The sequence below is a fragment of the Thermococcus camini genome, from assembly GCF_904067545.1.
Classification (GTDB): Archaea; Methanobacteriota_B; Thermococci; order Thermococcales; family Thermococcaceae; genus Thermococcus; species Thermococcus camini.
Window position 1 is genome coordinate 1,494,892 of sequence record NZ_LR881183.1, and the last position, 13,802, is coordinate 1,508,693.

Consider the following 13,802-nt stretch of genomic DNA (forward strand, 5'->3'; position numbering starts at 1 on the left):
GAGGGCCAGTTAAATGCCCGGAAAACGTTTTAAGCCCCCGACTATAATCTGAACGGGGTTTCAGATGCGCTGGAGTGAGATTCCAAAGGACGCCAAGGCGTACATGCTCTACCACACCCTCATAGCACCCGGCCTAATCGTCTGGATACTCTTCCCGCTCTACCTCATGGAGACAGGCTACTCCATTCTTGAGGTCGGGGCGTTCTTTACCGCTGTAAACATCATCTCGATTCCTCTAACGTATCTCTTCGGCAGGCTCTTCAACAGATGGGACATCAAGAAGGGGCTGATTGTAATAGATGTCCTCGACGGCATCGCCTACGTCCTCTACGGCCTTGCGAAGGGTGCAGTTGCTCCCCTCATGCTCTTTGCCGGAAGGACTGTGGAAAAGCTCTCGACGGTGCTCTATCCTCTCTACCGTGCTTACGAGCAGATAATCTATCCTGAGGACAAGTACGAGGAGATATTCGCCTGGCACCTGCGCCTTCCGGAGATAGCAAGGCTGATAACCTTTCCCATCCTCGGCTACATCTTCGGCTACCTCTACCCCGGCGCGGAGAACTACCGCTGGGCCTTCATCTTCTTCGGTCTGTTCTCGGTGATAACGGTGGCATACATCTGGCGCTTCCTGCCCTCAGCAGGCCGGGAGGAGCGCATTACTCCGGAGGGCTTCACGTTTAGGGCCGGAGAGTTCAAGCTCCTGCTGGCGTTCGAGGCTTTGCTGACCCTCGCCTGGGAGCTTGCGCCCGAGATAGTGCTGATAAACTACGTCGTCTTCGTGCTTAAGAAAACCGTCTTTGAGATAACGCTCATAGCCTGCGCGAGCAGTCTGGCCTCAATAATCGGTACCTACGCCAGCGAGAGGGTTCCGAAGGGCAGGGGCTTCCAGGCCATCGGCGTGGGCATGTTCATAAACGCCTTCTACGCCTTAGTTATGGCGCTCTCACCACCCTTCTGGCTCGTACTGGTTATTTACGCGCTCTCAGACTTCGGCAACACCTTCTGGTTCCCCTTCTACCGCTCGTGGATGTTCAAACTTATCCCGAAAGAGGAGGCCAGCGAGTTCCACGCGGCGATATCGAGCTACAGAAAGGTCCTCGGCCTCTTCACGCCCTTTGTTGCCGGAGCACTGGCAAGCCTTCACGCGACTCTCCCGTACGCGGCGAGTCTGGTGCTGTTTTTGGCGGCCGGAGCTATGTTCTGGTGGCTGGCTGGGAAAGGTATTTATCCAAAAACCGCGAGTTAGGGATGTGATAGAAATGAGCGAGGTTGTGATTTCGAAGAGGGACGTGCTGGCCCACGAGAGGCTGAGGGTAATCTCCGAGCTTGCACCTATACGCGAGAAAATCAAGCTATTTGAGGAGAAATACGGGACGAAGTTTGAAGAGTTCGAGAAAAAAATCAAAAGCTCGGAGGAGTCTTTCGAGGCATGGGACGACTACATTGAGTGGAAAGCCTACGTGAAGAAACTGGAAGAGCTTAAAAGCAGGCTCAGGGAGATTGAGCATGCTCAGAGAGTTAGAGTTGCTTGAGAAGAGCTTAGCAGTCAAAAGCTACGAAATTCTAGACTACAAGGAGGGGGACAGTTTTTACTTTCTGAAAATCAGGGTAGAACTAATAGATGGAAGCGTTCTTTACGTCAGGGAATTTGTATCGGAAGAAGATTACAACTACTCTTTCCAATGGCAGAAAAACGGAAAACTTATAGTCCGCTGGGACAACGCGCCCCATCACAAAAACGTAGAAACGTTTCCACATCATAAGCACGTCGGTTCCAAGGATAACGTTCGGCCTTCCAAGGAGGTTTCACTGGAGGACGTTCTGAGGGTCATTGAAGAAAAATTGAAGACATAGGGAACTCAAAACTCCGGAATCCTTATCGGCGCTTGCAACTCCTTCTCGTTCTTCTCAAGGTTCGTCGCGAGCATCTTTATCCGTTCGCAGCCCTTTATCTCCCTGATGAACTCGGCCACACTCTTCGGCACGAGCTCCTCCCACGGCTTTCCCTCAATCATGCGCTTCCTTATTTCTGTGGCAGAGAGGATGTCCTTCCTGAACATCGGCTGGACGATGACCTCATAGCCCTTCTCGCGGAAGAGCTGGGCAACCAGGGAGTTGCCGGTGAAGACGACGTCGAAGCTGGGAACCATGCTCACCACGTAGGTCGCCCAGATGGCGTTGAAGTTTATGTCCGGGAGCGGAATCAGGTAGTAGCGCTTGTCCATACCGGCCTCGTTAAGGGCGCGAATCAGCATCTCCATCCTCTCACTCGTCGTAAAGGGGTTCTTTAGAGTATGGCTCGCCTGGGCGCTTCCTATACCAATGATTACCTCATCAACCTGCGAAAAAACGAATTCGAGAGCCTTTATATGGCCGTTGTGGACCGGCTGGAACCGGCCGACGAAGAGGCCGCGCTTGACCATTCAATCACCTCCAATCAACCTAACCCTCACCTTATCTCCAACCATCAGACCGAGCTTTTGGGCGGCACTCCCCTGGTTGACGGCTATCTCAAGGTAGTCGTGGCTTCCTGGGAGAGCCAGCAGTTCGCCGGGCTTCACCTGGCCGTAGGTGTCGAGGTAGGGAATGCTCAAGCCGAAATCGGTGAGCTCAACGGCCTTTGGCTTTCCGTAGTTCTCGAGGTTGAGGATAACGTTGCCAAAGTCGTCAATGTAGAGTACCGTGAGCAGCCAGTAGTCCCCTTCGCGCCTCGGCTCCACGTCGAGCCTGACGAGACTTTCTAGAGGAATTTCGGTTCCTATCTGGCCTGGCTCAATGCCGGCGTCGAGGAGCGCCCCCGCAGGACCGAACACATCCCTCCCGTGGAAGGTCGAGCTTACCTCCCACTTCGTGAAACGCTTCACCTTTTCAAGGTCTATCTCCCAGGCTTTCCTCGCCTTGAGGTGCTTGAGCGGAAGCGTTGCCAGGCCGTTGTCCGGAACGACGAGGAACTGCTCGCCCTCGATTATAACCGCTCGTCTCTCGGTTCCAACTCCAGGATCTATCACGCCAACGTGAACCGTTCCCTCAGGCGAGTACTTCACCACCTGCTCCATGACGAAGGAGCCCTCAACGATGGAGTGCCTTCTTATCGAGTGGGTAACGTCAATGAGCCGCGCGTTGGGATTGACCCTGAGCATGGCAACCTTCATCTCCCCCACGTAGGGGCCTTTAAGGCCGAAGTCAGTCGTCAGGGTTATCATCGCCACCACCTAAAACTTATTAACGGTGGGGGCTTTAAAGGGTTTGGAAGATGAAAATGAGAAAAGCCATCCTGGTTCCTCTCCTCATTCTCATAGTGGTGGTCTCGGGATGCCTCTTCAAGCCGCCGGCGGAGGTTAGGTTCTCGATTGACAGAACGGTCGTCGCGCCCGACGGAACGCTCCACGTCATCGTGTTCGTCAACAACACCGGAAAGGTGGGTCTGACCGGGGCAACCCTCGTCCTGGGCGACGAGGGCTTCCAGATACTCCAGGAACCAAAGTTCCCCGACGTACTGCCGGTGGGCCACTCCGTTCAGCTGGTCTGGATACTCAAGGCCCCTGCCATACCCGGTTACTACAACCTCAAGCTATCACTTGAACTGACCGATGAGCTTAAGCGAACCTGGACTGGCTTCTACGGACAGTTCCGAGTATTCGTCTCGGAGGGCGCGGCCCCGTCGGACGAGCTAGGGCTCGGGATAAGCGGACCCGAGACCCTCCATGGCGGTGAGACCTCCACGATAACTGTCACAATAAAGAACAAGCTGGAGGCTCCAATCGACCTGCTGGATATCAGACTCGACCTCCTCGATGGGATGAGGGTGGTGAGTGCGGACGCGCTTCCGGAGAGCATAAGCGAGAACGGGAAGATAACCCTCAGGTACACTGTAAAGGCCCCGTACGCGTACAGGAAAGGATACATCTCAACGATACTCAGATACAAAATAGGGAGCTCCGAGAAGAGCGTCATCGAAAGTGTGCCCCTTGAGGTAACGTGGAGGCCATGGAACGCGGACAGCGGAACGCTTAAGGACGCGTATGACCTTAAATATCATTGGATCACCGACGGATACCTCGTTGACGGCTACTGGTCCGAGCGCTACAACTCAACTCCCACTTTCAACAGGACGGAGCTCAGGAACCTCACCCTCAAGATAATTGGAAACGCCAGCTCCGAGCCAGGCGCTGCGAAGGCCATCTACGGCTGGATGATGCGCACCTACTCCTTCGGAGACACGACCTCCACCCTTGAGCCGGATAAGATACTCCTCCAGGACAGGCTGAGCTACGCGGAGGGCCAGATACTCACGACGGCAATGTTGCGCTCCATAGATATCCCCGCGAGGATCGTAACGCTGTACAACGGGACGGACTGCACACGGAGGCCCGTAACGGAGTTCTACACCACGGACGGCTGGTACGTCGTGGACATCGAGCACGGCTTCATAGGCTCCCTCGAGGAGTACCTGGCCAGTCCGTACTTCCCCAGACTGTATCAGATAATAACCGAGAACGGCTACAGGATGGTGGCCCAGAGCCCGACGGAGCTCAGCGGTCATGAGCATGTTGACGTTACGGGGGACTTCATTGCGAACCTCGAGGACAGGCTCATAAGCGTTGTGAGCGGAAGGCTGAAGCCGGAGCTGCGCTCGAAGCTCACCATGGTCCTCAACAATTTGAACGAGAACGAGAGGCTCTACGCACTCTTCCTTCTTTCATCGGCACCAAACAACGATGACCTCAACAGGGTGATGGAGGAGTACAGCACCAAGAAAATAGAGCAAAACGTAAAAACCATGTACGAGTTTTACAGGGACATGGAGTGGAGCGACGATTTCACGCGCTACTGGAAAATATTCGCGGGTGATGTGGGATGATAACCGTCCTTCGCCTTGGACACAGACCCGAGAGGGATAAGAGGATAACGACCCACGTGGCCCTAACAGCGAGGGCCTTCGGGGCGGATAGAATCATCATCGCGGCCGAGGTGGACGAGCACGTGAGGGACAGCGTCGAGGACGTTGTCCGGAGATGGGGAGGGCCCTTCGAGATAGCATTCGACCCGGGCTGGAGGAAGTTCATGCGCGAGTGGAAGGAACGCGGGGGGACGATAGTCCACCTCACGATGTACGGAATCCACATAGACGACGTCATTCCAAGAATCCGGGAAGAGCTGGAGGAAGGCAGGGACATGCTAGTTGTCGTCGGCGCCGAGAAGGTGCCCAGAGAGGTCTACGAGATGGCGGACTACAACGTTGCCGTTGGGAACCAGCCCCACAGCGAGGTTGCCGCTTTGGCAGTCTTCCTGGACAGGCTCCTTGAAGGAGGGGGCTTGAGGAAGGAGTTCCAGAACGCCAGACTAAAGATAATCCCGCAGGAGAAGGGGAAGAAGGTAATCGAACCTGAGTGAGGGTTGCGGATGGTGCTCAATAACTACCGTGAAAACGTCAGAGGTTACCTTGAAGCCATCGTCCGGCCCCTCGCGAGGGCCGGTGTTACTCCGAATACTATAACCGTCCTCGGCCTGCTGATAAGCCTCCTCGGTGCTTACTTCTTCTACCGCGGCGAACAGGCCATAGCGGCCCTCGTTCTGCTCTTCGGCTCGCTGATAGATGCGCTCGACGGGACTCTCGCGAGGCTCACCGGAAAGACGAGCCGTTTTGGGGCCTTCCTTGACTCCACCTTCGACAGGATAAGCGATGGTGCTGTGCTCTTCGGGATAGCCCTCGGAAACCTAGCCGACTGGCGCGTTGCGTTCATAGCTTTCATGGGAAGCTACCTGGTGAGCTACGAGAGGTGCAGGGCCGAGCTGGCCGGCTCAGGAAGGTTAGCGGTTGGCATAGCGGAGAGGGCCGAGAGATTGCTTATAATAATCATCACAGCCCTCTTCGGCTACGTTGAGTACGGTGTCTACGCCGTCGCAATCCTCGCATGGATAACCGTTCTCCAGAGGCTTTACGCGGCCTACCAGAGGCTCAGGGAGTGAAAAAGAAGGGGGATGACGAGAATTTCGCTAGGTGAGGCTTTGCCAATGAAGAGCCCTGCCGTTGCCGACCCCTCATTTTTCCATCAGGCCCTTCACGATTTCAACTACCTCACCCAGCTTTGAAACCACGAAGTCGCAGTTGCCCCACAGTTCCCTCTTTTCTCCCTTCGGATCAAGTAGTACGCTGAGCATTCCCACTTTCTTCGCACCAACGCAGTCCTTTGACGGGTTGTCGCCGACGTAGAGGGCTTCTCCAGCTTCAACACCAGCCCTTTCGAGGGCAAGCCTGAAGGGCCCCTCGTGGGGCTTGTAGAAACCGGCATCCTCGCTGGTCGTTATGGAGTCGAACATGTCGTAGATACCGAGGGCCCTGAGGTGGGCCCCGATGTAGTCGTTGTCCGAGTCTGTTATGATCCCGATGTGGAGGCCAAGCTCTTTGAGGGCCTTAATCGTCTCAACGGCATCGGGAAAGAGCCCCCCATAGCGCTCATGCATGGAGATGCTTATCTCCCAGAAGTCCGCCGGAACGGTGAAGCCGTAACGCCCGGCCACCCTCCGCATGGCCTCGGTGTCAACGTCCCGGATCTTGACGTAGGGCTTGCCTGCGAGCTCCTTGAACATTGCGGAGCTTTCGGCCTCGTACTCCTCCCAGAGCCTCATGTAATCGAGGCCCTCCCTCCCGGCCCTTCTGAGGACCTCCCTCACGATGTTCTGATGGGTAACGTTTTCACCCTCCTTCGTTATGAGCGTGCCCACGAAGTCAAAGAAGACTGCCCTGAGCATCACAACCACCCCAGGGAAGTTGGGGGCCGACGTTAAAACACTTGCCCGGCAGAACGACAAGTTAGACCCTAAAATCTTTCAGAAAGTTGCACCTATGACGGAAAAACATTAGAAAAACTTTTATCCACTCCCGGGGGACGAGGCAGGGGTGATGGAAATCGAGGCGATACTCCTCGTCTGGGGCGTCCGGGACGAGGTTCTGGAAAAGCTCCCCGTCGAAGGGTACTGGCTCTACGGGGAGTACGACTTCATAGCCAAGCTGGAATTCCGGGACGAGTTCGAGATGGAGACGTTCATGAGAGACCTCAAGCGTGTGATACACGGCGGAACTTTTAAGCTCATTCCGGTTGTGATTTCTGCCGTTAAAAACGGCGGAAAAACGAACGTCCTCGAGGGGCTCAAACATTCGGTCCCATGATACCCCTCTTTTTCAGCTCCTCGTAGGCCCTCCTGAGGGCGTCCCTAATCAAGTACCTCTTGTTCATTCCCCCGAGCCTGTAAGCTGCTTTTCTCAGACTTCCCGCCTGGAGGAAAAGTTCCAGGAGTTTTCTGTCCCCCTCCGACAGGTCTAGGTACTTCAGGGCCTTCTCGGCTATCTCCACCGGCAGATTACCCTCGTAGGCGTAGTCCGAGCTCATGACCGGCTTCTCAAAGCGCTCCACGAGTCGGAAGACTATAACGTGGGCGATGGAGTCGTCGTTAACGTGCCTGTAGTGGCTTTTGAGGGCCTTTATCAGCTCCTCCCTGCTCGAAAAACCGTCCAGAAAAGCGTCCTCGTCGGTAAGCTCGCCAACGGTTTTGCTCTCGATCCTCTCGATAACAGCCTTCCCTATTGCGTAGCCGCCCGAATGGATAAGAACCTCGTCTCCGGGTTTGAGGTTCGGTCTCCTGCCCAGCCTCACCGTCGCTCTCTTCCTTCCGCTCAGTATCGCCTCTGCGTAGCGTCCGTCGAACTCTAGGTGCCTCATCTCCCCTCACCGAGGAGCTTGAATCTTATGGCTATGACTCCGTAGCGGTTCTCCTTCCACTTGGGATACATACCGTGGAACCTTTTCACCGCCCTCTCAAAGCTCGGCTCGTCTGGAAAGATTTTCTTTATCGGCTCCTCCCTCAGAACCTGACGGAACGTCTCGTATTCCTTCACGCCCGTGATCACGGCGGGAACCTGATCGTTAAAGATTATCTTGTCGCCGGGCTTCATTCCCCTGAACTGGGGATAGGCAACCCTGACCTCTATCCTCTTTTCCCCGGACTTTATGTAGTCCAGGTACTCCTCGCGAACCCTCAACCTGTACACTCTCATCTTCACCACGACCCCGATTCCACTCCCCGCTTAAAAGGCTGATGGAAACTTTTAAATCCTTTAGCACCGAATTAAAGTCAGGTGTGAGAGATGAGAAGAAGCGCTCAGGGGGCCATTGAGTACCTTTTCATGCTGGCTGCAGTGCTCGTGCTCGTGCTCATCGCTGCCAGAGTGGTGCTCAACGGTGTTAAGAACATGAACGAGGCCATCTCCAACTACGTGACCCAGGTGAGACAGGAGATACTCGAAGACCTCTGAGGTGAAATCATGGAATACGTTCCCCTTCTTCTGGGGCTGGTTATGGGAGTCGTTACTTCGTATACCGATATGAAAACGGGATTCATAGATGATATACACGTTTTTCCAACCCTCGCACTAATCGGAAAGCTCCTCGGATGGGAGAGCGAGGAAAGTGAGGGGCTCCTCGACAGGATACCGATTCCAGCCGTCGAAGTTGGCATACTTTACTACCTCTACCAGGGACTCCACACCCAGCACAACACCATCCCGGCCGTTTCCGGGGTTCTGGGTTTCATTCTGGGACTTATTCTGGGCCTGCTGCTCTATTACATCGGCGCCTGGGCCAGCGGCGACGCCGTAATACTGGCCGGATTCTCCACACTGCTTCCTTACCCGCCCTCGACCGCGTCAATGGTGCCCCCCTATGCCATAGGCTACCCGCTCTATCCACTGACCGTGCTGCTGAACAGCATCATAGCGGTCTTCCCGTTCATATTCATCTACTCCTTCGGCGTGATCATCGCCAGAAGGCAGTTCGAGGAGCTAAGAAAGATATTCACGGACAGGGCACGGCTGACCGCTGAGGTTGCCCTCTGGATAATGGCCGCACTAGGCTTCCGGCTGATGATCTACGAAACGACAGGAGTGGTTATAGCCGGAATCTGGTCGTGGATCCTCACAGTAGCGGTGATATACGTCCTGGGCAAGTTCAGGAAAGTCGGGGACGTCATCGGAATAGCCGTTCTGGCGTATCTCCTATACATCGACCCGCTGCCGATGGCAAGGGCTTTCCTAAAGCTCCTCGCAGTGCTGTACCTGTTCAAGGTGTTTTTCTCCCTTGTGAAGTTTATGAGAAGGAGCGTCCTGATGGAAGAGGTGCCCGTCGAAGCGCTTGAAGAGTGGGATATACTAGGGGAAACCGTGTTCGAGAGGGACGGAGAAATCTACAGGGACAGGGCCGACCTCTTCACGCGTATCAAGAACGCCGTCACCTCAGCGGACCCCTCCCTCCTCCGGCCCGACTACGGGAGGGTTATTGCATCATCCTCCGCGGAGGGCCTCAGGAAAGAGCAGATAGAAGAGCTCAGACGCCTCGTGGAGGAAGGAAGGCTTGAAAACAGGTTCCTGAGAAAGAAGTCGATGCCCTTCGCCCCGGCGCTCTTCCTAGGCTTCCTGATAAGCTACTTCTGGGGCGACATCTTCTGGTGGATCCAGCTCAAGATAGCGGGACTGTGAGAAAAGGATTTAAAACCGCCGTCGAAATTTTATCTGGCCCGGCGCCCGCCCACCCCGCGGAGGAGTGAGGCGGGGGTTCCGGCCGGGCCAACAGGGGGATGACGAGCTTTTGCTTTGCTGACTGTGATGAGCACGCCCTTCACTGACCCCGTCCTTCTATCAGCCCCCTGATTATCTCCATGACCTCGTGGAGGCTCTCGACGTTGTGGTCACCCTCAACACCCTCGTGGGGGTTTATCGCTATGCTGACGTCTGCTTCTTTAAACATGCTCAGGTCGTTGTATCCATCGCCAACCGCTATCGTCAGCTCGGGCTTGAGCTCATCCTTAAGCTCCCTGAGTATAATCCCCTTGCTCTTGAAGTCAACGAGGGGATTTACTTTTCCGGTAACGACGCCGTTTTCAAAGATCAGCTCGTTGGCAAAAACGTAGTCAACCCCGAGCTCCTTGGCGATCCTTCCAGCCAAGCACATGAGACCGCTTGACAGTATCGCTATCTTGAAGTCGTTCTCCTTCAGAAACTCGATGAGCTCCTTTGCCCCATCCATGTACTCGACCGAGTTCGCCCATTCCATTATTTCTTCTCTTGTGTGCCCCTTCCACAGGGAGGCATCGAGGTCGGCCCACTCCACGTAGTCTATCTTTCCCGCAAAGAAGAGTTCGGCGTACTCCTTCCCCTTCTCCCAGGTTCCAAACCTCTTGTGAAGCTCCACCCAGCTGGAGATGGATTTGACCAGAGTTCCTTCAAGGTCAAAGGCTATGAGCCTCACCATAGTACCACCTAAAGAAAAGCCCGGAGGGAGCTTAAAAGCCTACCCCCTCCAGCCGTGCTCCCCTATGAGCGGCACAAATGCAACGCCCCCGTGGTTCTTGGTCTCAGTTGAACCGTCGGGAAGCTTGACGACCTCCAGGAGGTCCTGCCACAGGTGATAGCTCCCAACGGGTATCAGCAGTTTTCCTCCCGGCTTCAGCTGTTCCACCAGGGGCTCGGGAACCCTCGGCGCCCCAGCGGTGACGATTATCCTGTCGTAGGGCGCCTTTGGGGGAAAGCCCTCCGTACCGTCCCCGGGAATCACGTGGACGTTTTCCACCCCAGCTTTCTCAAGATTCCTCCTTGCGAATTCGACAAGCTCGGGAATCCGTTCTATCGTATAAACGTCGGTCTTTACAAGCTCAGCTATAAGGGCCGCGTTCCACCCACTGCCGGTTCCTATCTCCAAGACCGTCATCCCGGGCCCCAGCTCCGCCAGCTCGAGCATTATCGCCACCATATGTGGGGCACTTATCGTCTGCCCGGCGGGAATTGGAAGGGGTTCATCAACGTGGGCATAGTCCCGGTAGCGCTTTTCAACGAAGAGGTAGCGCGGGTATTTAAGAAAAGCCCTCCTAACGGCCTCGGTTCGTATAACCCTCTCCCGAAAAAGCCTCTCAACCGTTCTCTCCCATCTCCTCAGGAGTTCGTCTTTGGAAACCATCGAACTCATCGAAAAGGAGTATGCACCCAAACGATTTAAGACTTGCGAGAAACTGCGTGAGAAGGTAGATAGTGGCCGGCGGCGTCCCCGGTTTCCCGCCCCCTCTCGGAGGGCAGTACACCCGGGATCGCTGGCGGGCTTAACTTCCGGGGTCGAAACGAGACCGGGTGTGACCCCGCCGCTATGACCGCCGTACCGATACATACCTGCCGCGGAGGGTTTATAAACTTTACGGTCAATAGAACCGTTTGATGGACAGGGAGATACTGGAACTGCTTAGGATGGAGAGGGCAAGGGAGCCGCTGAGTCCCGGCAGACGGCTCAGGGAGTTTCAGTTGAGAATCCAGCGGCTTAAAAACGGCGAGGACGTTGAGATAGCAGGTTTTCTGCTGGGCAGAAAGCCCCCCAACGCCCCGAGAGACGCCGCATACTACCTCCTGTCCCCCCTCTCACCCTCGGAGCTGGCGGGGCTCGGGAGGGAGGAGTTCAGGACGTACCTGGTGATACGGGCAACGGAAGGAACGGGGGTCAGCGGGGACGTCAGGCCCGGGAGCTACGTCGTGGTGAAGGGAACCTCAGATGCGTACCGCTGGGGAAACCTGAGGATGATTCACGCCGCTTCAATCGAAGGAAGGGACTACTCGGAGTACTGGAGGGACTACCGGGAGTTCGCGCTGAGCAGACGCGAGGTGGTTGACCTATTCGAAAGGACCATCTACGTCCGCAAGGACATGATGAAGGCCCTTATCTATTCACTCTACGGCGTCCCGTATATCCTATGGGGAAGCGAGGCCCCCCAATGGGGCGAGGGTTTTGAGTACACCGTCTACAAGTACCAAGAAAACATGGGGCTCCTGGCCCTCTGGAAGGCCCTGAAATACTTCCAGTCGAGCCTGCCGTGGGAGGTCCGCCTGAGGAAAGAGACTGCCCTTGAAATAAGCGACCCCGTACTGGACATCGATTTCCGAGCGCGAAACCCCAACGGGACAGACATGAAATACTACATCCCTTCTTCGAGGAAAGGACTGACGGGAGTGCCGAAATGGAGCGAAGGGCGTATAGTAAACAAAAGGGCGATCGGTCTGCTGCCCCGGGATGTCGAGGCAAATCCAACCGATCCCCTGGCAAAGATTTCTGAAACGCCCTTTGTGCTCATGCCGTGGGAGGAGAAGCCATACTTCGAGGAGAACAGGGAATTCCGCCAGCTGATTCCGAACCTTCTCGTGACGATTTTCACCAACAGGGAACGTTATCTATCAATGGACCACGGGGAGCTGAGCAAACTGCGGGACGAGCACCTGAAATGGAGAAGATGGGGCAGGAGAGAGTACAGCGAAACGTTTGAGAAGCTGACGACACCCAGCGGCGTGCTTCACCTGGGGATGAGGTTCTATCTCGACAGCAGGCTCTTTGGGGCCATCACCCGGTTCTACGGAAAGGTAACAGATAGGGCGGTTAAAGACGTCAGGGAGATCGATGATACGATACTGAACGAGTGGAACGTGGTTTTTGGTGAGCTCGTTAGAAAGCGGCCCGAGGTCATAATGAAGCTCGAAAGGGAGTACGAGCGCTACATTCCCTATGATGCCCGTGCCCAGAAGGCCCTCCAGATCTTCCACGACCTCGCCTCCACAAGTCCCCTCGGAGAAGTTACCCGGGAGGAGTTCCTGAGAGAGATGCTGAAGAACGGCTTTAACGAACGGGACGCCCTCAATCTGATTGAAAAGTTTATAGCCACCGGCTACATTTACGAGCCGTTTCCTGGAAAGCTGATACTGATACGGTGATACCATGAGCAAGAAAAAATTCATCCGCCAGAGGGAGCAGAGGGAAAAGCGCAGGATCGCCCGAGAGAGGATTGAGACCCTCTTTACGCTCGCAGAAAGGGTTTTTCCCTATGAGCCAGAGCTGGCCAATCGCTACGTTGAGATAGCCCTCGCGGTTCAGCAGAAGGCCAGGATAAGGATGCCGAGAAAGTGGAAAAGGCGATACTGCAAGAAATGCCATTCCTTCCTCGTTCCGGGCGTTAACGCCAGGGTGAGGCTCAGGAACGGCCACGTTGTCATTAAGTGCCTCAACTGCGGCCACATAACGAGGTACCCGTACATCAGGGAGCAGAAGGAGCGTAGAAAAGCCTCCCTTACGGGGGAAACCGTCGAAAATGGACGGGGGGCCAAAGCACCGTCAGAAAATCATTCCAATCCCCGCTGAACTATCGCCACCGCCCTGACGGGGCTTCCTGAGCCACCCTCTATTCTCAGGGGAAAAGCTGCAAAGGTGAATTCCATCCCGATGAGGACTTCCAGGTTGACCAGATTCTCGAAAACGGGGACCTCCGCACTCAGGAGTATCCTGTGAACGGCGTCGTCCCCGATGCTCATGGCATCAGTCCCGACTGCCCTTGCACCTTCCGCCACCAGGAACAGCGCCACCTCAGGGGAGAGCTCCCTGCCGCCCGTCAGGAAAAGCACCATCTTTCCAAAGTAGCCGCCATCAGGAATCTCGTCGAGTCCTACAGGCCCATCCCCCTCCCTGACATCCAGAACGATGCCCTCACCGATGAACTTCTCAAGCGGCATCTCATCAACCGTCTTTCCACCGGGAATAAAGTGCGCAGGGGCATCAACGTGGGTGCCGGAATGCTCCCCCATCTTCAGGACGTTCATGTAGTAGCCGTCCCTGTCGATGACGGCCCAGAGCTTCACACTCACGGGCGGGTCGTCCGGGTAAACTGGGGTGTTTTCCGAGATGGGGAGGGAGAGGTCGAGTATCATGGGAACACCAACAGTTATAGCG

At 55.5% G+C, this 13,802-nt stretch carries 19 protein-coding genes and 1 rRNA gene; 11 read left to right on the forward strand and 9 right to left on the reverse strand.

The window, feature by feature from the left end; genetic code table 11:
* The first annotated feature begins 64 nt into the window (after window positions 1-64).
* The 3 genes from TIRI35C_RS08125 to TIRI35C_RS08135 are packed head-to-tail and all read left to right on the forward strand — an operon-like array spanning window position 65 to window position 1,854.
* Window positions 65-1,246, forward strand: coding sequence for an MFS transporter (locus tag TIRI35C_RS08125; RefSeq protein WP_188202450.1), 1,182 nt, complete (start codon window positions 65-67; stop codon window positions 1,244-1,246).
* Between the two features lie 13 nt (window positions 1,247-1,259).
* Window positions 1,260-1,532: a hypothetical protein gene (locus TIRI35C_RS08130; RefSeq protein WP_188203148.1), complete on the forward strand. Its 273-nt coding sequence runs from the start codon at window positions 1,260-1,262 to the stop codon at window positions 1,530-1,532.
* Window positions 1,507-1,854: a toxin-antitoxin system TumE family protein gene (locus TIRI35C_RS08135; RefSeq protein WP_188202451.1), complete on the forward strand. Its 348-nt coding sequence runs from the start codon at window positions 1,507-1,509 to the stop codon at window positions 1,852-1,854. Before TIRI35C_RS08130 ends, TIRI35C_RS08135 begins: the two co-directional genes overlap by 26 nt.
* A gap of 5 nt (window positions 1,855-1,859) precedes the next feature.
* Here TIRI35C_RS08135 and TIRI35C_RS08140 read toward each other — a convergent pair whose 3' ends face one another.
* Both TIRI35C_RS08140 and TIRI35C_RS08145 read right to left on the reverse strand, forming a co-directional pair.
* Window positions 1,860-2,423, reverse strand: a complete 564-nt coding sequence (locus TIRI35C_RS08140; protein ID WP_188202452.1) for a nicotinamide-nucleotide adenylyltransferase — start codon at window positions 2,421-2,423, stop codon at window positions 1,860-1,862.
* A complete protein-coding gene (locus TIRI35C_RS08145; RefSeq protein ID WP_188203149.1) occupies window positions 2,424-3,203 on the reverse strand; it encodes an SAM hydrolase/SAM-dependent halogenase family protein in 780 nt (259 codons plus the stop codon). It lies immediately after the preceding gene.
* Between the two features lie 50 nt (window positions 3,204-3,253).
* Here TIRI35C_RS08145 and TIRI35C_RS08150 point away from each other — a divergent pair, with 50 nt between their 5' ends.
* The 3 genes from TIRI35C_RS08150 to pgsA are packed head-to-tail and all read left to right on the forward strand — an operon-like array spanning window position 3,254 to window position 5,970.
* A complete protein-coding gene (locus TIRI35C_RS08150; RefSeq protein WP_188202453.1) occupies window positions 3,254-4,861 on the forward strand; it encodes a transglutaminase-like domain-containing protein in 1,608 nt (535 codons plus the stop codon).
* Window positions 4,858-5,394: a tRNA (cytidine(56)-2'-O)-methyltransferase gene (locus tag TIRI35C_RS08155; protein ID WP_188202454.1), complete on the forward strand. Its 537-nt coding sequence runs from the start codon at window positions 4,858-4,860 to the stop codon at window positions 5,392-5,394. The genes TIRI35C_RS08150 and TIRI35C_RS08155 overlap by 4 nt, the downstream gene beginning before the upstream one ends.
* Window positions 5,395-5,403: 9 nt before the next feature.
* A complete protein-coding gene (gene pgsA, locus TIRI35C_RS08160) occupies window positions 5,404-5,970 on the forward strand; it encodes an archaetidylinositol phosphate synthase (protein WP_188202455.1) in 567 nt (188 codons plus the stop codon).
* 72 nt (window positions 5,971-6,042) lie between these two features.
* Here the strand turns inward: pgsA and TIRI35C_RS08165 are convergent, their stop codons facing one another.
* Complete coding sequence (locus tag TIRI35C_RS08165; protein WP_188202456.1) at window positions 6,043-6,753, reverse strand: TIGR02253 family HAD-type hydrolase; 711 nt, start codon at window positions 6,751-6,753, stop codon at window positions 6,043-6,045.
* A gap of 151 nt (window positions 6,754-6,904) precedes the next feature.
* Here TIRI35C_RS08165 and TIRI35C_RS08170 point away from each other — a divergent pair, with 151 nt between their 5' ends.
* Window positions 6,905-7,171, forward strand: coding sequence for a hypothetical protein (locus TIRI35C_RS08170; protein WP_167892795.1), 267 nt, complete (start codon window positions 6,905-6,907; stop codon window positions 7,169-7,171).
* Here TIRI35C_RS08170 and TIRI35C_RS08175 read toward each other — a convergent pair.
* Together TIRI35C_RS08175 and TIRI35C_RS08180 are read right to left on the reverse strand one after the other, a co-directional pair.
* A complete protein-coding gene (locus TIRI35C_RS08175; protein WP_188202457.1) occupies window positions 7,152-7,721 on the reverse strand; it encodes an ASCH domain-containing protein in 570 nt (189 codons plus the stop codon). The genes TIRI35C_RS08170 and TIRI35C_RS08175 overlap by 20 nt on opposite strands.
* A complete protein-coding gene (locus TIRI35C_RS08180) occupies window positions 7,718-8,056 on the reverse strand; it encodes an ASCH domain-containing protein (RefSeq protein ID WP_188203150.1) in 339 nt (112 codons plus the stop codon). The genes TIRI35C_RS08175 and TIRI35C_RS08180 overlap by 4 nt, the downstream gene beginning before the upstream one ends.
* A 90-nt stretch (window positions 8,057-8,146) precedes the next feature.
* Here TIRI35C_RS08180 and TIRI35C_RS08185 point away from each other — a divergent pair, with 90 nt between their 5' ends.
* Complete coding sequence (locus TIRI35C_RS08185; RefSeq protein ID WP_014013518.1) at window positions 8,147-8,314, forward strand: class III signal peptide-containing protein; 168 nt, start codon at window positions 8,147-8,149, stop codon at window positions 8,312-8,314.
* Between the two features lie 9 nt (window positions 8,315-8,323).
* On the forward strand, window positions 8,324-9,532 hold the full coding sequence (locus TIRI35C_RS08190; RefSeq protein ID WP_188202458.1) for an A24 family peptidase C-terminal domain-containing protein: 1,209 nt from the start codon (window positions 8,324-8,326) through the stop codon (window positions 9,530-9,532).
* Window positions 9,533-9,671: 139 nt separating this feature from the next.
* Here the strand turns inward: TIRI35C_RS08190 and TIRI35C_RS08195 are convergent, their stop codons facing one another.
* The 3 genes from TIRI35C_RS08195 to rrf form a co-directional block, all read right to left on the reverse strand.
* A complete protein-coding gene (locus tag TIRI35C_RS08195) occupies window positions 9,672-10,304 on the reverse strand; it encodes an HAD-IB family phosphatase (RefSeq protein ID WP_188202459.1) in 633 nt (210 codons plus the stop codon).
* A 39-nt stretch (window positions 10,305-10,343) separates the two neighbouring features.
* Complete coding sequence (locus tag TIRI35C_RS08200; RefSeq protein ID WP_188203151.1) at window positions 10,344-11,006, reverse strand: protein-L-isoaspartate(D-aspartate) O-methyltransferase; 663 nt, start codon at window positions 11,004-11,006, stop codon at window positions 10,344-10,346.
* A 73-nt stretch (window positions 11,007-11,079) separates the two neighbouring features.
* Window positions 11,080-11,201, reverse strand: a 5S ribosomal RNA gene (rrf, locus tag TIRI35C_RS08205).
* Between the two features lie 56 nt (window positions 11,202-11,257).
* Here rrf and TIRI35C_RS08210 point away from each other — a divergent pair.
* A complete protein-coding gene (locus TIRI35C_RS08210) occupies window positions 11,258-12,793 on the forward strand; it encodes a hypothetical protein (RefSeq protein WP_188202460.1) in 1,536 nt (511 codons plus the stop codon).
* 4 nt (window positions 12,794-12,797) lie between these two features.
* Window positions 12,798-13,217: a ribonuclease P protein component 4 gene (locus TIRI35C_RS08215; RefSeq protein WP_188202461.1), complete on the forward strand. Its 420-nt coding sequence runs from the start codon at window positions 12,798-12,800 to the stop codon at window positions 13,215-13,217.
* Here the strand turns inward: TIRI35C_RS08215 and TIRI35C_RS08220 are convergent.
* Window positions 13,199-13,780 (reverse strand): cyclase family protein, encoded by a 582-nt coding sequence (locus TIRI35C_RS08220; RefSeq protein ID WP_188202462.1) that lies wholly within the window; start codon window positions 13,778-13,780, stop codon window positions 13,199-13,201. The genes TIRI35C_RS08215 and TIRI35C_RS08220 overlap by 19 nt on opposite strands.
* Window positions 13,781-13,802: the final 22 nt, after the last annotated feature.